This is a genomic window from Ochrobactrum sp. MYb379 (assembly GCF_037479515.1).
GTDB lineage: Bacteria > Pseudomonadota > Alphaproteobacteria > Rhizobiales > Rhizobiaceae > Brucella.
This window is the reverse complement of the sequence record NZ_JBBGYW010000015.1, coordinates 14,794-33,101: the sequence shown is the minus strand read 5'-3', so window position 1 is coordinate 33,101 and position 18,308 is coordinate 14,794. Positions and strand designations below refer to the sequence as shown.

Here is an 18,308-nt window from a genome sequence, read left to right as displayed (position 1 = left end):
TGTGCCGATGTTTAATCGCGCCTTTCTAGGATCGCCGCTTCGTTCTCATTATATAATTTTATATAACGACTTTGCAACCGGATCGAATTTTCATGGCGTTTAAAATTGGGGTCCATCCCAACAATCTTCATCTGACGCTGGCATCACGCTGGCCGGGTGCTTTTGCGGAATTAAACTCTGAATTTATTCCATATGCTGAAGGTCGGGACACAGCAAAAATGCTGGAGTCTGGCACAATCGATATAGGCGGCACAGGCTCAACTCCCCCCATTCTGGCTGCAGAAAGTGGTTTGCCCGTAATCTATGTCGCGGCTTCAGCACAACGCCCGGCCAACGGCGCAATTTTAGTCCGCAAAGATAGTCCCATCAAGACACTTTCTGATCTCAAAGGGCTAGATATTGCGCTGGTTGATGGATCATTTCACACTTATTTTTTGGCAAAAAGTCTCGAACAGGTTGGGCTTCGTCTTGATGATGTGAAGCGCCACGACCTTTTAGCCAGCCCATCGCGCGATCTCCTGCGTTCAGACGAAGTTAGTGCCTGGATAGCTATGGCTCCGCATCTGGAACAAGCGTTAGCCAGTGGCGAGTTTCATCCAATATTACATTGTGGAACCACCATTCCCAATCGTTCGGTGTTCTGGACAATTGCGCAGCGGAAGCTGCCGCATGATGTCTTTCAGGCTTTTACTCAAGAACTCACGAGGATTAGCGGCGAGATCATTGCAAATCCCGCTCAGGCAGCGGCATTACTTTCCAAAGGTTCAGATGACAATGAGCGTCGTGCCTGGACGCGAGTTATTTCGGAACGGAACTGGGGAATTCTGGCTTCTGGCTCAACCCTTCTGCAAGAACAGCAGGCGGAAGCGGACATCTTGCTCCGACACGATGCGATCAGCAGAAAAATCGACATTATGACAGAGAATAGCAAGGCAGTAGAAGCATGAATGTGCTGTGGTACATGTGCGCACCCGATGGTGCTTATCCCTGGAAACCAGAAGGCTCACGCGTTGTCGATTACGGCTATTATAAACAGTTAGCGCAAGCCTATGATCATCTGGGTTATACGGGTGCGTTGTTTGCAACAGGTGCACATGACGTCTGGCCACTGGCAAGTGCATTATTGCCTTACACTGAGCGCATGAAGTTTTTGCTTGCCTTTCACCCAGGCCTTGTCGCCCCCACGCTTCTGGCAAAAATGGCAGCCACTTTTCAGGAGTTTTCCAACGGCCGTTTAATGCTGAATGTGGTTTCCGGCGATGCCAAAATGCTCGGTGCTTATGGCATGATGCTTCCTCATGACGAACGTTATGTGATGGCAGACGAATATTTGTCTCTATGGCATCGCTTGATGGCTGGCGAAAGCGTAACTCATAAGGGAAAGTATTTTCAGACTGAAGGCGCAAAGCTTGCGCTGCCTGCTGGCTCTTCCATCGCACCACCCCCACTTTGGTTTGGTGGTTCATCTGATAGTGCTATCGATGTCGCAGCAAAACACGTCGATACTTATCTCTCATGGGGCGAAACGCCGGAGCAAATGGGTGAAAAGGTAAAGCAAGTCAAAGCGCGGGCTGCATCATATGGACGTGAGCTGAAATATGGCATTCGTCTTTACGTAATTGTTCGCTCAACAGATACGAAAGCATGGGAAGCCGCCGCTGATCTCTACGATCAAATGGACGAAGCAGCTATGGCTGGCAACAAGCGCTTTGTATCCAATAGCGATTCAGTTGGACAGCAGAGAATGACGGCCATGCATGGTGGGGTGAAACCCGACAATCTGCGTGATCTTGAAATTTCTCCAAACCTGTGGGCAGGCATCGGCTTGGTGCGCCCCGGCCCTGGAACGGCAATTGTCGGTTCGCCTGATACGGTTATCCGAACGCTTGAGGCTTATCAGGCTGTCGGCGTTGACACGTTTATCTTATCTGGCATGCCCCTACTGGAAGAAGCCTATCGTTTTGGAGAGCTTGTTCTTCCACGCCTCCCCGTTGAACGTCCTGTGAATGAACGAAAACAGTTCACCTGGTCGACTCTATTTGACAGAGATCTGACTGGAAAGGGCGCCAATGGCTGACGCGCAAGCTCTGGAAAAAACAGGAAAGTTTCAATCCAGCAAAAACGACCAGGGCAAACTAAAAGCCATTACACCACAATGGCTGCTCAGACTGTTGTCGCCCATTATCATTTTGATATTGTGGCAATTGGCAAGCATGTCAGGTCTCCTATCGCCACGCACGCTGGCGTCACCACTCGAAATCGCGGCAACGGCATTGCGCCTTTTGATGTCTGGTGAACTTGCGACCAGCCTCGCGGTCTCGTTTCTGCGTGTACTTGCCGGGTTTTCAATTGCGCTTGTGATTGGCATTGTACTTGCGCTTTTAGCTGGCCTTTCCCGTATTGGGGAGGCCATCATTGATCCCCCCGTACAAATGCTCAAAGCAATGCCTTTTCTGGGCCTGCTGCCACTGTTCATTCTTTGGTATGGTATTGGAGAGGCTCCCAAAATCGGGATGGTGGCGTTCGGTTCTGTATTCCCGATCTATTTAACACTTTATGGCGGCATACGCAGCGTTGACCGCAAGCTCATTGAAGCAGGGCGCACTCTTGACTTGAGTACAATAGACATCATTCGTCATATAATTATCCCCGGAGCTATGCCGTCTCTGCTTGTTGGTATCCGTTATGGATTAAGCATTGCGTGGCTAAGTCTGGTCGTCGCCGAGCAAATCAATGCGTCGAGCGGCATCGGCTATATACTCACTTACGCGCGTGATTTTTTACAGACGGACGTGATTGTGGTTTGCCTGCTGGTCTACGCGCTTATGGGGCTTCTAACAGATGGTCTGGTTCGTGCCATTGAGACTTATAGCCTGCGCTGGCGTCCTGCGGTGGTATCATGAGTGAAGTCGTCAAAATTCGTGACCTGTCACGCTCCTTCGGCGGCCCGCAGGTTCTCAATGGTATAGACCTCACCATCAAAGCCGGCGAGTTTGTAGCACTCCTTGGAAGAAGTGGTTCCGGGAAATCAACCTTGCTCCGCGTTTTGGCTGGCCTTGATAGTGCGCCTGCAAATGAATTGACCATACCACAGCGTCGAGCCGTTGTTTTTCAGGAACCGCGCCTGATGCCGTGGAAGACAGTCATCGACAATGTGACACTCGGCGCTCCAATATCACACAGCACCGGAAAAGCGAAGCAGGTACTGACCGATGTAGGTTTGCTACATCGGCTGGACGCATGGCCGCTCACACTTTCTGGCGGTGAAGCACAGCGTGCGGCCTTGGCGAGAGCCTTGGTGCGTGAGCCAGAACTGCTGCTGCTTGATGAACCATTTGCGGCACTAGACGCCCTCACGCGCATGCACATGCACGCTCTGGTGCTCGACCTTTGGCGAAAGCACAAACCTTCAATGCTTCTGGTAACGCACGACATATGGGAGGCGGTAGCCTTGGCAGACCGTATTTTGGTTCTGGATCAGGGGCGCTTTACGCACGACTTGAGAGTTAACATTGATCACCCACGGCAGCGAACCGACAAACGCGCAGCCGTCATAGAAGCTGAACTGCTGGAAGCGCTTGGCGTCCGGCACATACCCCTGCCCCATTAGAGCATTGAGCTGACTGAATCAGACCAATGCTCTAATCATTTATTTTAACACGCATCTTTATCCGAAAACCATCTCATACTTTTCGGGGTGCGCACTAAGCGGAGATCTTCATGAAAAAACGTTACGTTCTGGCGGCGCTTACTGGTGCGGCTATGTTGATTACCAGCACAACCAGCTTCGCTGCCGATCAGGTCGTTCGGATTGGCTGGCTTCGCGGACCAAACGACATTACACTGGCTAAATCGCGTGGCACATTGGAAAAAGCATTGGCTGAACGCGGCGTGAAAGTGGAATGGGCAGGTCCATTCCCTGCCGCAGCGCCGGCTTTTGAAGCATTGAATGCTGGCAGCATTGATATCACTGCCGGAAGCTCAACTTCTGCAATTGCCGCTTTGGCTGCAAACATCCCCCTCACTATCTTTGGCTATCAGAAGATGTCGCCAACTTCTGAGGGTATTGTTGCGAAAAAAGAGTCAGAAATTCAGTCAATCAAAGATCTGGTCGGCAAAAAAGTTGCGGTCAATCGGGGCGGTACTGGTGAATATCTGCTGATGCAGGGACTGGAAAAAAATGGCGTAGACGCTGGCAGCGTCGAACGTGTTTATCTGAGCCCAAGTGATAGTGGTCCAAGCTTTTTACAAGGGCACGTAGATGCATGGGCAACATGGGACCCATTTGTCGCGATCGCAGAGAAGTCCTATGACGGAAAAGTCATTGCAGATGGCGCTGCTATAGGCTCTGACAATGCAGTCGTTCTGGTTTCTAGCCGCCAATATGCAAACGATAAAACCGATGACTTGCAGGCAATTTTTGACGTGTTGAAAAATGATAATGCCTGGGCGGTTGCCAACAAGACGGAAGCAGGATCGATATGGGCAAAGGAAATGAATATTCCTTTAGAACTGGGAGATGCTATCGGTAATAGCAATGCAGTTCCAACAACCCCTGTTACTGCTAATGATACAGAACAACTTAACAAGATTGCTGAGTGGTATGTGAAAAGTGCTATCATCCCTCAGAAGCCGGATATTGAAGCTGCAACAATTCAATTAAAATAGCCGCTCATACAGTTGTTCAAAGGTCATATTTTGGGGCCTGCTATCATTGCCGTTAAGGAGCTTCCTTGACTGACATTGATGGTGGGCCTCACGATATTATAGGTCCATATTCCGACTATCTTTCTTCCAACCTGCATATAAGCGGAAGCTGGGAAAGATCGCTTTTAACAGCAATTATTCAACTTAAAAGACAATAAAAACAGTGATCTAATATTCCTCGCAATTATGTGAACTCATCTGTGTTTGCATTTTCGACTGATCAGTCATATATCGCATCCCATCAAAATTATTGCGTCTCGGAGACTCCGTTCGCGCAATCAGGGAGTTGCTCGTGACAATATCGAGAAGAAGATTTCTCAAGAACAGCAGTGTGATCTTGGGTAGTGCACTTGTTGGTGCGACAGGTGGGGCAATGTTCGCTTCGGCACCCGGTTGGCGCGCGCCATCTCATGTGCCGTTGGCCGAACCCGTAGAAACAACGCAAACCATACCGGCAAGTGCTGATGTCGTCGTTATTGGTGGTGGAATTGCCGGCATATCGACCGCGCTTTTCCTCAATGAGCGCGGTTTAAGCACTGTTATCCTCGAAAAAGGTGTCGTAGCAGGAGAGCAATCGAGCCGGGCTTTTGGATGGATTTATTCAAACGGCTGGGATTTGGGGAAGCTTGAGCTTAGCAACAGATCAAAAGCTATATGGCGGGGTTTTGCGGCCCGCTTTGGAGAAGATATTGGTTTTCGACAATCGGGAAACTTCTCGCTTTTAAGCAGCGATGAAGAGGTTGAAGCGAGCAATGCATGGCTGAAAAGCGCTCTCGAAGTACAGCCGCAAATGGATGCACGCATTATCATGGGGAGCGATCTTGACGCGCTTATTCCGGGAGCGTCGGAGAAGTTTCTCGCTGCCCTTTATCAGGCCAGTGACGGTACTGCTGAGCCAACCTGGTCTGTGTCCCGCATAGCACGAGGAGCACTCCGCGAAGGTGTAAAAATTTACGCACCTGTAGCAGCAAGGACTATAGAGCGAGAAGCTGGAAAAGTAGCAGGCGTTCACACCGAACTCGGCTACATCAAAGCAAAAGCGGTTGTTATTGCAGGTGGCGCATGGTCATCTCTGTTCGCTCGCAATGCCGGAATTAGCCTGCCTCAACTCGCTATTAACTCTTCAATGCAAAGAGTTAGCAAAATCGAAGACGCCCTGCCCGGTGCAGGATATGGGCCAGATTTTGCTTGGCGACACATGGCAAATGGTGAAACGGCCATTGGAGTTTCCAGCAACAATTCACCGATTACCGATGATAGCTTCCGGTATGTATTCGACTTCCTGCCAGCTTTGAAACACTCGAGCGGGCTAATTAACGTTCGCACTTCAAGCGACTTCTTTTCATCGTTGCAGGTTAAATCGAACTGGAAAGCAGATGAAATATCGCCGTTTGAGGAAGTACGGATGCTTTCCGCAAATGTTGACACACAAGAAGCTGATCGAGCTTTAACAAGCCTTCGCAGAGCTTATCCGCAGTATGAGAAGGCTATCGTTCGACAAAGATGGGCAGGCATGATTGACGCTACGCCTGACTCTACCCAGTATATTGGCGAAGTACCCGAAGTGCCAGGTCTATTCATCATAACCGGATTCTCCGGAAATGGACTTACCACAGCGCCCGCATCTGGTGAAATGATCGCACAAATGATTGCCGGGCAGAAAACGACTGCGGATTCATCGATCTATCGCCTGAATCGGTTTACGGATGGTTCTGAGTATGTGTTCCGTCACTAGTATGGTTTAGGGATATGGAGTTCCGAAAAGTGAAAACACACACATGATAGGCACTTCAAATCAACTACACCAGGCTGTAGCAAACCAATTTCATGAGGGATAAAAATGGCCCGCCCAAGAGAGATAGACCACGATCGCGTTCTCGATGCTGCCGAAGCCGTTATGGTTGAAAGTGAAGGGCGTGGTTTTACACTTGATGCGGTTGCAGAACGTGCTGGCGTCAGCAAAGGTGGGTTGGTCTATGCCTTCGCAAGCAAGGATGAGTTGATTGCCGCAGCACTAGCACGGGAATTGCACCGTTTCACTGTTTGCTGGAATGCGAAAGCAGACCCAGTTGATACGTCCCCGCTTGCAATGCTCAATGCTTATGTAGCCGAGATCCAAAGTCAGGAAGAAACACATTTAAGAACGGCGTCATTGCTGATGACAGCACTTTCTAATGCGCCCGAAGTATCGGAGCCTGCACGGAAATTCTACCGCTCAGTTTTCGCTCATTTTGATGGATCAACGCAAAGAGGCCGCGATATTCGTCAGGCAATTCTGGCAATCGAAGGCTTATTTTTCTTGCGTGGTCTGGGTCTGATTGATCCTGACCACGAAGAATGGCTCTCTGTTGTCAATCATGCTGAGGCGACGTTGCGGAAGTCGAATGCTAAAACTGACCCGACTTAGTCGGCCATAACTCATCCCAAAAACCGCTCTGGCGGCCTTAAGAGGATTTAATGAAAACCGTAACTCATCCAGGCACGGCGCCCTTTGGTGTCGCCATTGCTTTGGGCTTTCTAACGTTACTTGGGCCAACATCAATCGATATGTATCTGCCTTCGTTGCCCGTAATGGCAAACGAGTTAGGCACTAACTATACGACCATGCAATTCACTTTGACCGTGTTCTTATTGGCTATGGGTGGTGGGCAGCTCATATTTGGGCCCATTATAGATGCCCTCGGGCGCAGAGCCCCCCTGCTCACCGCAATCATAATATTTGTTTTCACATCTGTATGGTCTGCTTGGGCATCAACACATGAAAGCTTGATAATCGCGCGCTTTTTTCAGGGGCTGGCTGCATCCTTGGCAATCGTAACGGCCATGAGCAGTGTTCGGGATGTCGCAGAGGGCGCTCGTGCGACACAGATTTTCGCACTTCTAATGACCGTTCAGGGCCTTGGTCCAGTTTTTGCGCCAGCAATTGGTGGACTTATTGGCGAAGCGTTTGGCTGGCGCGCTATTTTTCTAACCTTAGCCGCACTTGGCATTCTGGTATTAATCAGTAGTTTGATAATGTTGCCTGAATCGCTTCCAGCTGAAAAACGAACAAAACTAGAGTTCGGCGAGATTTTTCGTACATATACCGAAATCCTGTCCGACCCGAAATTTCTGGTTCCAGCGACTGCATTGACTCTGACTTTCGTCTTTCTGTTTGTATATATTGGGGGCTCTGCGTTTGCTTATCAGGAACACTACGGCTTATCGCCATCTCATTTCGGGTTAGTATTTGGCGGAACTGGTTTCGCTGTTCTGCTCGGTGCCATGCTCAGTGCACGTTTCGCTATTCACATGGCTGTTCAAAAACTGGCGCTAATTGGTTCATTGGCAATTTTCATTGGAACAAGTATCGCCCTCACCGCATCCATGACACCCATGGGTTTTTATGGGATTGTCATTGGAATGTTCGTATCGTTGGCGGGCTTAGGAATAGCCGAGAGCACTTTGATGTCCATAGCCCTCGCTACGCGAAATAAAGCGTTGGGTTCAAGTGCAGCTATATTGGGCGCGCTGCCGCTTATGCTCGGTGCCGCCGCTACGCCACTCGCTGCATATTTGGTTCAGCAAAGCTCGATCTGGTGGCTTCTATGCATGGTTTTAATAGCGGTAACGTGCCTCTTGTTCTGCATCATGACGGTAAAATTAGCAGGCGCTCCCAATCGGTGATTGGAGGCGCTCTGCATCATTATACATGTTCTACATCGTCGCGTGACCTTTGCAGCCTCAAAGAGGCGCCTTCAATATAATTCTTTCCTCAGTGTTATGTTGAATTCGTTCCCATGAATATAGAAGTGGTAAAGGCTTAGCATTACGCCAATTCTCTGATAAATTAGCATAATGCTGATTAAGCGGCACACCAGACTGGCCGGGATTATTGACGAAGAGACTATTGTCCCAGTCGCCAACATCGATGACCATTCGGACAGATGGACCTGCAACAACCGAGAAGTCGTGCAATCGGTATGTTGCATAGTTGAGTGTTGAACTACTGCCGCCAAGCGCTACGGGCTTCAGTGACCAATCATTGTCTGTCAACGGCTGCAAGGGATGGCGGAGTTCAAGCTTATGAATGGTACCCCATGCCCATTGCGTAGCATCCGCCCCCATCAACGAGCCGCACTCAGCCCAGGCATCGGTGAGGCTTTGCTGAATGGCCGCGGTATGCTTGGACGATGCTGCCGTATTTTCCAGCCATGACACAATGCTCGGTGAATCAAATGGCATAAGCAGCGGTATCACATCTGCGACAGCGCCCTCGGCTTTTGCAACAAGCGGTCCCAGATACTTGTTCAACCAGATTTCAAAAAGCGCCGCCGGTGCAGATTTTGCCGACAGGTCCGCATCCCAATCGCGAAGAAGCAGTTGAGCCGGATCATCACTATGCGGAAACAGTCGCTTGAGGCTTTTTAGTGCCCGCGCGGCAATGGGTGAAAAAGTGGAGGCTTGCAGGCGCGCGCAGTCTTCAAGCGATATTGGCGCTTTGCGCGACAGGGCTTGATGCAAGGTGTCGTGACGACTGCTATCCAGCCATTCATAACCAATGGCCGGATTGGTGGCTGTCCACGCATCAGGCACATTCATGGCGTTGGCGGTCGCGATAAAGCCGCGTTCTGGATTAATTTCAACAGGGCCAGACTGCGGAGCCAGATAGCCATTCCACTCATAACGCCCATCGCCGGGGACAGGTAAAAGTCCGTCCCAGTTCTCGCGAACAGGTGTCGCACCTGAAGGCTTCCATGCAATGGTGTTTGTTGTATCTGCATAGATGTGATTGACCGACGGGCATCCCCAACCATCCAGGGCACTGGCGTAGTCAGTATAGTTTTCAGCCCGCATGACGGCAAGGCTCGCCATATAAGGTGCCATGCCCGCATCCATCCAGACTGTACGCAGACCAAAGGCGCGGTTGTTCGCTTTATCCTCATAGAGCACAGGACCATGCCGCGTGAATTTGAGTTCGACGGTTTGATCAGGATGCCCTTTAACGGGGATGGCTTCAGTAATCGTCGTGAACCTCTCCCAATTGCCTTGATAGGCATATTGGTCGTGGTTGTTTTCATCAGTTTGATAAACGTAAATGTCTTCCTGATCGGCACCAAAAATCGTGAGGCCAAAAGCTGCGGTGCCGTTATGCCCCATGGAAATTCCAGGAACCATAGGCTCGCCTGCGCCGATCACATCAAGGCCAGGCATGATCAGATGAACGACGTAGCGGATGGATGGCAAGCCATGGGTGCGATGGGGATCGAGTGCCAGTATCGGTCGCCCAGTCGAGGTCTTTTCAGCTGCGATTGCCCAATTATTAGAACCCTCTTCAAAAGAGGCGCGCGCGATGTCGCCGGACGCCGAAACAACCGTCCAGAGACCTGCTTCATCAAGTGTTGCAGCCAAGCGTTCTTTAGAGAAGGTGGCAGGACTGACAGCAAGCTGGAAGTCGCGTAAAACCCTGTCGGTCATGATGTTCGGATCAAAGCCATCGACCGGCTTTGGCACCACGTCATGCGACAATTCCTTGCGCAGCTGATCAAGCTTACCACCAAGCTCCACACCCGCCTTTGCCATAACCTTTGAGCGGAGAAGCTCGGATGATGCATTACGTGTCAGCGAATGAGTGCGTACGCGAACGACATCTTCAGCACACCACCGATCGGGCTTGTGTCCGAGCAGCGCAAACTCCGGCGGAAGTGGCTGCTCGCCTGCTTCACAGGCATCAATATATGCATTGATACCTTCAGCAAAAGCCGTGCATATCTGTTCAGAATCCGGTCCGTAAGCCTTCCATTCCGGTGCCATATCTCCGCGATATAGCAGCAGGCGCGCGGCCCTGTCCTGCTCAAGATAGCCGGGGCCAAAATCGCGCGCCAGCAGACCAAGCCCGCGCTTGCGCGCTATATCGATCTGCCAGAGCCGATCGCGCGCGGCGTTAAAACCCTGTGCGAAAAACAGATCATGCAGGTTCTCCGCCCTGATATGGGCGACGCCCCATTGATCCACATTGATCGTGACATCGCTTAGCAAACCCGAAATGCGGGTTGCTGTTGATCTTGTAGCATCGGCCATGGCCGCACCTCTGGCTGTTATTCCAGTGAGAGAAACAGACCCGCATGAAGGCGGGCCCGTTCGACCAGACTGTCTTCGAAAATATGCTCGCCCAACGTATGCAGGCCTTCGCCACGCACCCCGATGGAATCGATTGTCGGGACACCAAGCGCGCCGGTAAAATTGCCGTCTGAGCCGCCGCCCGAACTCTGGACCGACATGGTGAAGCCGATCTCTTTTGCAATATTATTCGCGAAGTTGAAAAGCTTCATATCCTGTGGCTGACCTGGCTCCCAAACAGGACGCGTGACGCCGCGGGTGACAATCAATTCAACTCCGTCTTTGTCTCCACCCAGCGCCATGATACGCGCAACGCCGTCTTCCAGATCTTTCTGGGTCTTCGCCATGCTCAGCGCTTCAGCATTACAACTTGAAGAAACACAATTAACCCATTGGCCCGCATGAATAACACCAACCGAAAAGGTGCAATCTTCTGTGGTGAGTGCTTCGATCTCGATAATTTTTTCGGCCATACGACGGATTGCCGAGCGGCCTTCTTTGAGCAACCAACCGGCATGGCTTGGCTTGCCGACAGTCTCAAGTTTGTATCGCGCGATTGCATAACGACCGACAACCGCACCGCCATCACGCAATGCTGGCTCCGGCACCAGAACATATTTGTTCTTGAGTGCTTCCTGCTCAATAAGATCACGGGTCGAAGGTGTGCCGACTTCTTCATCCGGTGTCAAAAGAAACGTAACGGGAAGCTTTGTTGCAAGCCCGCTGCGGGCGATCTCACGCATGGCTTCAAGGGCCACGAAGTTGCCACCCTTCATATCCTGAATACCGGGGCCGTAAAGCTTACCGTCCTCGCGGCGATAGGGATTGATGTTGATCACACCAAGCGGATGAACCGTATCAAGATGACCTGACACCAGAATACCCGGCTTGCCCTGATCCTTGTGCGGGAAACGAGCGCGCAGGGAGCCGCCGAACCCCATGCGACCCGGAATGAATTCAATTGCGGCACCTGCCGCGGCAAAATCATAGGCGGCAACCTCAACCATGCGGTTCACGGCGCTTGCATCGAAAGTCGGGCTTTCCGTTTCAATCCAGGAGCGCAGACGCCCGATCATGTCATCGAGGTTAAATGGCAATTCATGCATGCTCATGCTGCTAAGTCCTTGTTTACTGGCAGGCGGGTTTCCACGATCCGGGCATAGATCGACGCTCCGATTGGCAGCGTTTCAGGCTCAAGCACGAAAGCCGGATTATGCAGCGCAGCTTTACCGCCATGCATCACATTAATGTACGCACCCGGCACACGCGCCAACATGTCGGCAAAATCTTCACTGCCCATAAAGGCCGGACAGTCATCGCTGACGTTGTCTTCACCCAGCACATCGCGCGCTGCAGCCATATAAGCGTCGGAAAGATCATGGTCATTGCGCAGGACGTCAAAGACGTTGCGAAGATCAACATCGACCGTGATGCCGTAACCTGCAGCAACACCTGCACAAATTTCACGGATACGGCTTTCCGCAAGATCGCAGACACGCTGCTCAAAATAGCGGATGGTGCCGGTGATGGTTGCCACTTCAGGGATGATGTTATAGGCGCTTCCGGTATGAAACTGCGTGCAGGACACTACGCAGGCATCGGTTGCCGGGATGTTGCGCGACACGATGGTCTGCAACTGTCCAACCAGATCCGCACCAATGACCAGTACATCGCGGGCATTGTGCGGCTGGGCTGCATGGCTTCCCTTGCCGGTCAGTTTGATGTCGAAGAAGCTTGCGCCAGCCATAGCCGCACCCTTGCGGATAAGTGCTTTGCCAAGTGTGCCCATGGGCTGGTTGTGCATTCCATAGATTTCGTCACAAGGGAAACGTTCGAACAGTCCTTCGGCGATCATGCCGCGTGCTCCACCAAGACCTTCTTCGGCGGGCTGGAAAACAAAGACTGCAGTCCCTTCGAAATTGCGCGTCTCAGCAAGATATTGAGCCGCACCAAGCAGCATGGTTGTATGACCATCATGCCCGCAAGCATGCATCCGGCCGGGATTTTGCGACGTGTAAGACACACCCGAAATCTCATCGATTGGCAGCGCATCCATATCTGCACGCAGACCCACACGGCGATTGCCCGGGTTTCGTCCTTTCAGAATGCCAACGACACCAGTTTTGGCGATGCCGGTATGCACCTCATCAAAACCCCATTTTTCTAAGAGTTCTGCTACAACGCCTGAAGCATGTTGCTCCTCAAAACCAATTTGCGGATGACGATGCAGATCTTCGAAAACCGCGCGCATCTCGCCGGCTTTCTCCTCAATAAACGGTATGATGGGCATGATTTCATTCCTGTCTGAAATACTAAACATAATTCAAGCGGCCGGACGTCCCGCCGCAAAATCCCAGAAGCGACCAGGCGCCGCCTCTATCAAAGAGCGCGTATATTCATGCGAAGGCTTGCCAAGCACGTCGGAAGCATTGCCCTGCTCGACAACCTGTCCGCGTTTCATCACCAGTACCTCGTCGCAAATCTGCGCGGCCACGCGCAGATCGTGGGTGATAAAAATGATGGCGATGCCAGTATCGCGCTGCAATTCGGCGAGAAGTTCGAGAACCTGCGCCTGTACCGAAACATCAAGCGCCGACACAGCCTCGTCGGCCACCAGAATATCTGGTCGAAGCGCCACCGCACGCGCAATAGCAATACGCTGCCGCTGGCCACCGGAAAATTGGTGCGGATAACGCTTGAGTGAATCTTCGGGCAGCGAAACGATCTTCAGAAGACGCTTTGCTTCAGCGACAGCTTCGTCATAGGGAACACCATAATTGACCGGGCCTTCCGTTAGGCTCTGCTCAATTGTCCAACGCGGGTTCAATGAGCGAAACGGGTCCTGAAACACAACCTGAAGCTTCTTACGGAACGGCTTCATTTCACGTTTTCCAAGATGCGCAATGTCCCGCCCATCTACGACGATTTCACCCTCAGTCGGTTCGATCAGACGCATGATCGAGCGCGCAACAGTGGTTTTTCCGGAACCAGATTCGCCGACAATTCCAAGTGTTCTTCCGGGCTGAAGCTCGAAATTCACTTCATACGAGGCTTTAACGCCGGGCTTGGTGCTGAACAGCCCGCCGGTTTTATAGGTCATACCAAGGTCACGAACGCGGATGACCGATGCATGTCCCTGTGGTTCACGCGCCAGTCGCGGAATGAGGCTTGGCACCGAGCCAAGCAGGTCTTTGGTATATTGCTGCTGTGGCGATGTCAGAACGTCACGGATGGTCCCGCGTTCCACGATCTCACCGCTGCGCATGACACAGACGCGATCAGCAATTTCGGCAACTACGCCCATATCATGTGTGATGAACAGCACCGCTGTTCCATGCTTTTCCTGCAATTCCGCAATAAGTGACAGGATTTGTTTTTGTGTGGTGACATCGAGAGCAGTGGTTGGCTCATCGGCAATCAGAACCACCGGCTCCAGAATGAGCGCCATAGCAATCATGATGCGTTGACGCTGTCCGCCTGAAAGCTGGTGCGGATAGCTCTGATAAATCCGCTCTACATCGGGCAGATGTACCTGCTCCATGATGTTGATGACTTTGGCACGCTTGGCCTCTGACGATAGGCTGGTATGGACATCCAGCACTTCAGTGATCTGCTCACCCACCCGCATAACAGGATTAAGCGCCGTCATCGGTTCCTGAAAGATCATGGAGATACGTGTTGCACGCATCTTTTTCATGTCCGCTGCCGACAGCTTGAGCAAATCGGTGCCGTCGAGCCTGATCGCCCCTTCTTTGACCAGAAGTGCATCTTTTGGCAAGAGTCCCATCGCGGTGAGCGACGTTACCGACTTGCCTGAACCGGATTCGCCCACGAGACAAACGGTTTCGCCCTTGCGAATGTCAAAGCTGACGCTGCGAAGAACTGGCGTGCCACCCGGGAGTGCAACGATAAGGTTCTCAACTTCTAAAACAACAGGCTCATTTGTGAAATCACGATTGCACAGTTCCATATCAGCCCTCCCGCTTTTTCAGACGTGGGTCGAGTGTATCGCGCGCTGCGTCACCCAATAGATTGATCGACAAAACGCAGAGTGTTAGCAACAGACCCGGCCAGAGAACAATCGATGGCTTGATGCGGAAGAACTGACGGCCTTCGGCCATGATGTTGCCCCAGGTCGGGATTTCCGTGCTGATACCAGCACCGAGAAACGACAGGATTGCTTCGGTCAGGATTGCCGACGCGATGATGTATGTTCCCTGCACAATCAGCGGTGCCATGGTGTTGGGTAGCAGATGCCGGAAAAGAATTTTCGGCGTACTAGAACCAAGTGCTAAGGCTGCTTCAACATACGGTTCCTCACGCGCGGTCAGAATGACAGAGCGGACCAGACGCACGACGCGGGGAATTTCCGGAATGGTGATCGCAATGATGACAGAACCAATCGATGGGCCGTTGAGAGCGACCAGAGCAATCGCGATCAGGATCGATGGCATCGCCATCAAAGCATCCATCATACGCATGATGATGGCATCTGCAGTACGGAAGAAACCGGCAATAAGGCCGATGATCACGCCAACACCAATAGATGCGGCGGCTGCCAGAAGTCCGATCAGCAGCGAAATACGCCCACCGAGGATCATGCGCGAAAACAGATCACGACCATAATTGTCCGTTCCAAGCAGATATTCATCCGATGGCGGCTTAAGCCGCATCATGGGGTTCATGGCGAGCGGATCGTGGGGAGCAATCCACGGGGAAATGAGGGTGAGAAGAAGGATTGCACCAAGAAGAATGGCGGCAATCATCGGCCCGATACCAACGCGTGCAACGTGCGGCAGCGAGAACATGCGGAGCATCCAGTGCATACCCGCTGATGTTTTTTCTGAGCGCATCAATAACGAATCCTTGGGTCGAACAGTGTATAGGAAAGGTCGATCAGCAGATTGACGAACACATAAAGCGCACTCGTCAGCAGGATCATCGCCTGAATAACCGGATAATCGCGCGCAAGAACTGCATCGACCGTCAGGCGCCCGATGCCCGGAATATTGAAGATGCTCTCCGTTACGACCACGCCGGAAATCAGCAAAGCAAAGCCGGTGCCAATGATTGTCACAACCGGCACGGCCGCATTTTTCAATGCATGGACAAACAGCAGACGGCGATCACTCACGCCTTTGGCGCGCGCGGTGCGAATATAATCTTCGCCAAGCACATCAAGCATTGCCGCACGGGTCATACGGGCAATCAGCGCGATGTAGATCGAAGCAAGTGTAAGAGCTGGCAGAATTGCGCGCTCCAGAAAGCCACCCAAGCCTGATGAAATCGGCTTGAAACCCTGTACCGGAAGCCAGCCAAGATTGACCGAGAAAATCAACAGCAGCACATAGCCGACCAGAAAGACCGGAACGGAAAAGCCAAGAACTGAAAAGCTCATCACCAGATAGTCGGCCCATGACCGGTGGCGCCATGCAGCAACCACACCCATTGGAATAGCGACGAGCACTGCAATGATAATGGTCAGCACAGCGATAGAGATTGTGGGGCCAATACGTTGCGAAACCATATCAATAACCGGCACGCCTGAAATCAGCGAAACGCCGAGATCACCCTGCATAATCTTACCCATCCAGGTGAAATACTGGGTGAGGATTGGCTCATTAAGGCCCATTGCTTCGCGGATGCGTTCAAGCTGTTCGGTGGTGGCGGCGTCGCCAGCCAGAATTGCCGCCGGATCACCCGGCGTCAGTCTCAGGAGGAGGAATACAAACACCGATACCAGCAACAACACCGGCACAAGTGCGAAGATACGTTTTAACAGATAGACAGCCATATGCGCGTCCCGCTTGAGGTGGGGCCGGTACTAAGCCGGCCCCACATTGAACTGGGAGCTATCGCACGAAGCGCGATAGCTGCGGGCGGATTATTCTTCAGTCTTTTTCACATTCCAGAAGACCGGAACAGGCGAACCAAGCATATCGACGACATTGGTTCTGCGGCCCTGCGGCGGGTTATACTCACCCAGTGGAATGTAGAGAACATTTTCCAGTGTCTGCGCCTGTATCTTCTCTACCGCAGCTTTCTGCTCTTCAGGTGTCTTGGCCGAGATATATTCCTTCTTGAGAGCCTCGATCTTTTCATCTTCGGGCCAGCCAAACCAGGCTTGCTCACCACGGCCATTGAGCATGACTGAGTTCAATGGTGTCGCAATTTCCGGAATCTGCCAGTTTGTAAAGAACATATTCCAGCCGCCCTTTGCAGGCTCATCTTTCGATGCGCGACGGCCAACAAGTGTTTGCCAGTCCATGGGCTGCATATCGACGGTGAAACCGGCTGCACGCAATTGTTGGGCTGCAACAACGGGCTGTGGTGACAGACTGGAAACGTCGGTTGGCTGCATCAGGACAACCGGCTTGCCATCATAGCCAGCCTTCTTGAGAAGCTCTTTTGCTTCTTCGATATTGCCCTTTGCTACGAGGCTTTCAGAGCCGACATCTGTGGCGTTGGGGGTGCCGCAACCAAAAATCGCACCGCAAACCTTGTAGTAGTTTGGATCAGCCATCAGGGCTGCCAGCACTGGCTCCTGCGACATGGCAAGGAACGCCGCTCGACGAATATCCGGATTATCAAAAGGCGCATGCTTGAAATTGAGGCGGCCCATGGTCTGATAGCCGAGCGGATCGCGCTGTTCCAGAACGACTGTATCATCGCCTTCAAAAAGCGGCACAAGATCAACAGGAACCTGCTCGATATAGTCGATTTCACCACTTGTCAGCGCATTCGCGGCCGTCTGAGCATCGGTCATCGTGACCCAACGCACCTTATCGACGTTGACGACCTTACCGCCTGCCATCCAGCTGGCTGGCTCGCTGCGAGGTACGTAATCTTCGTTCTTTATGTACGTCACGCCAACGCCGGGCTGGAACTCGGCGGGTACGAACTTGAACGGCCCCGAACCAATATGTTCGGTAATCGCTGTGTCAGCAGGCGTTGCTGCGATACGCGCTGGCATAATGAATGGAGGTAATGCGGACTGCTTGGCAATCGTATCGAGGAACGGTGCAAAAGGTTCCTTTAGCGTCCAGACGATTGTTTTATCGTCATTTGCTTTGAGCGAATCTGTGATGTCCATGATCAGCTGGCCGCCCGTATCGCGCTTAGCCCAGCGTTCAAGCGAAGCGACAACGTCCGCAGCCGTTACCGGCGCGCCATCATGGAATTTGAGACCATCGCGCAACGTGAAAGTATAGGTCTTGCCATCGTCGGAGACGGTCCACTCTGCCATTTGCGGCTGAGGCTTGAAGTTTTCATCAACGGCAATCAGCACGTCATAAATCATATAGGCATGATCGCGCGTAATGTGCGCGGTGGTGATCACCGGATCAAGCATACGCAGATCCGAATGCATAACAGCAGTGAGTGTTGTTTCTGCTGCGGCATGTCCGGCACTTAACGCAATCAGCGAACCGGCAATGCCATATTTAAACTTGCGGAGGATAGTCCTAGTCTGTGGTGGTTTAAAAAACGTCATATACTTGGTT

General features: G+C 52.0%; 15 protein-coding genes. 8 read left to right on the top strand and 7 right to left on the bottom strand.

Features of this window, described 5'->3' with window-relative positions; translation table 11 throughout:
* The first annotated feature begins 92 nt into the window (after positions 1-92).
* The 8 genes from WH356_RS19820 (at position 93) to WH356_RS19785 (ending at position 8,373) form a co-directional block, all read left to right on the top strand.
* The gene (locus WH356_RS19820) at positions 93-947 is read left to right on the top strand and encodes an ABC transporter substrate-binding protein (RefSeq protein WP_339513899.1); all 855 of its coding nucleotides are present in this window, start codon (positions 93-95) and stop codon (positions 945-947) included.
* Positions 944-2,077 (top strand): LLM class flavin-dependent oxidoreductase, encoded by a 1,134-nt coding sequence (locus tag WH356_RS19815; RefSeq protein WP_339513897.1) that lies wholly within the window; start codon positions 944-946, stop codon positions 2,075-2,077. Before WH356_RS19820 ends, WH356_RS19815 begins: the two co-directional genes overlap by 4 nt.
* Positions 2,070-2,903 (top strand): ABC transporter permease, encoded by an 834-nt coding sequence (locus WH356_RS19810; protein WP_339513896.1) that lies wholly within the window; start codon positions 2,070-2,072, stop codon positions 2,901-2,903. The genes WH356_RS19815 and WH356_RS19810 overlap by 8 nt, the downstream gene beginning before the upstream one ends.
* Positions 2,900-3,610: an ABC transporter ATP-binding protein gene (locus WH356_RS19805; protein ID WP_339513894.1), complete on the top strand. Its 711-nt coding sequence runs from the start codon at positions 2,900-2,902 to the stop codon at positions 3,608-3,610. The genes WH356_RS19810 and WH356_RS19805 overlap by 4 nt, the downstream gene beginning before the upstream one ends.
* 110 nt (positions 3,611-3,720) lie before the next feature.
* Positions 3,721-4,668 (top strand): aliphatic sulfonate ABC transporter substrate-binding protein, encoded by a 948-nt coding sequence (locus tag WH356_RS19800; RefSeq protein ID WP_339513892.1) that lies wholly within the window; start codon positions 3,721-3,723, stop codon positions 4,666-4,668.
* 376 nt (positions 4,669-5,044) lie between these two features.
* A complete protein-coding gene (locus WH356_RS19795) occupies positions 5,045-6,442 on the top strand; it encodes an FAD-dependent oxidoreductase (protein WP_445253701.1) in 1,398 nt (465 codons plus the stop codon).
* Between the two features lie 105 nt (positions 6,443-6,547).
* Positions 6,548-7,114: a TetR/AcrR family transcriptional regulator gene (locus WH356_RS19790; protein ID WP_339513890.1), complete on the top strand. Its 567-nt coding sequence runs from the start codon at positions 6,548-6,550 to the stop codon at positions 7,112-7,114.
* Positions 7,115-7,164: 50 nt separating this feature from the next.
* Positions 7,165-8,373 carry a multidrug effflux MFS transporter gene (locus WH356_RS19785; RefSeq protein ID WP_339513888.1) on the top strand — a complete coding sequence of 403 codons (1,209 nt, stop codon included), beginning with the start codon at positions 7,165-7,167 and terminating at the stop codon, positions 8,371-8,373.
* A gap of 57 nt (positions 8,374-8,430) precedes the next feature.
* On the opposite strand, the gene WH356_RS19780 is transcribed toward WH356_RS19785, so the two are convergent.
* The 7 genes from WH356_RS19780 to WH356_RS19750 form a co-directional block, all read right to left on the bottom strand.
* Entirely contained in the window at positions 8,431-10,767 is a 2,337-nt protein-coding gene (locus WH356_RS19780; protein ID WP_339513886.1) for a penicillin acylase family protein, read from the bottom strand.
* A 17-nt stretch (positions 10,768-10,784) separates the two neighbouring features.
* Positions 10,785-11,918 (bottom strand): M20/M25/M40 family metallo-hydrolase, encoded by a 1,134-nt coding sequence (locus tag WH356_RS19775; RefSeq protein WP_339513884.1) that lies wholly within the window; start codon positions 11,916-11,918, stop codon positions 10,785-10,787.
* Positions 11,915-13,096, bottom strand: coding sequence for a M20 aminoacylase family protein (locus tag WH356_RS19770; protein ID WP_339513882.1), 1,182 nt, complete (start codon positions 13,094-13,096; stop codon positions 11,915-11,917). Before WH356_RS19770 ends, WH356_RS19775 begins: the two co-directional genes overlap by 4 nt.
* A gap of 33 nt (positions 13,097-13,129) precedes the next feature.
* Entirely contained in the window at positions 13,130-14,776 is a 1,647-nt protein-coding gene (locus WH356_RS19765) for an ABC transporter ATP-binding protein (RefSeq protein WP_339513880.1), read from the bottom strand.
* Between the two features lies 1 nt (position 14,777).
* Positions 14,778-15,623, bottom strand: coding sequence for an ABC transporter permease (locus tag WH356_RS19760; protein WP_339513988.1), 846 nt, complete (start codon positions 15,621-15,623; stop codon positions 14,778-14,780).
* A 35-nt stretch (positions 15,624-15,658) separates the two neighbouring features.
* The gene (locus WH356_RS19755) at positions 15,659-16,600 is read right to left on the bottom strand and encodes an ABC transporter permease (protein WP_339513878.1); all 942 of its coding nucleotides are present in this window, start codon (positions 16,598-16,600) and stop codon (positions 15,659-15,661) included.
* A 90-nt stretch (positions 16,601-16,690) separates the two neighbouring features.
* Positions 16,691-18,298: an ABC transporter substrate-binding protein gene (locus tag WH356_RS19750; protein WP_339513876.1), complete on the bottom strand. Its 1,608-nt coding sequence runs from the start codon at positions 18,296-18,298 to the stop codon at positions 16,691-16,693.
* Positions 18,299-18,308 lie beyond the last annotated feature (10 nt).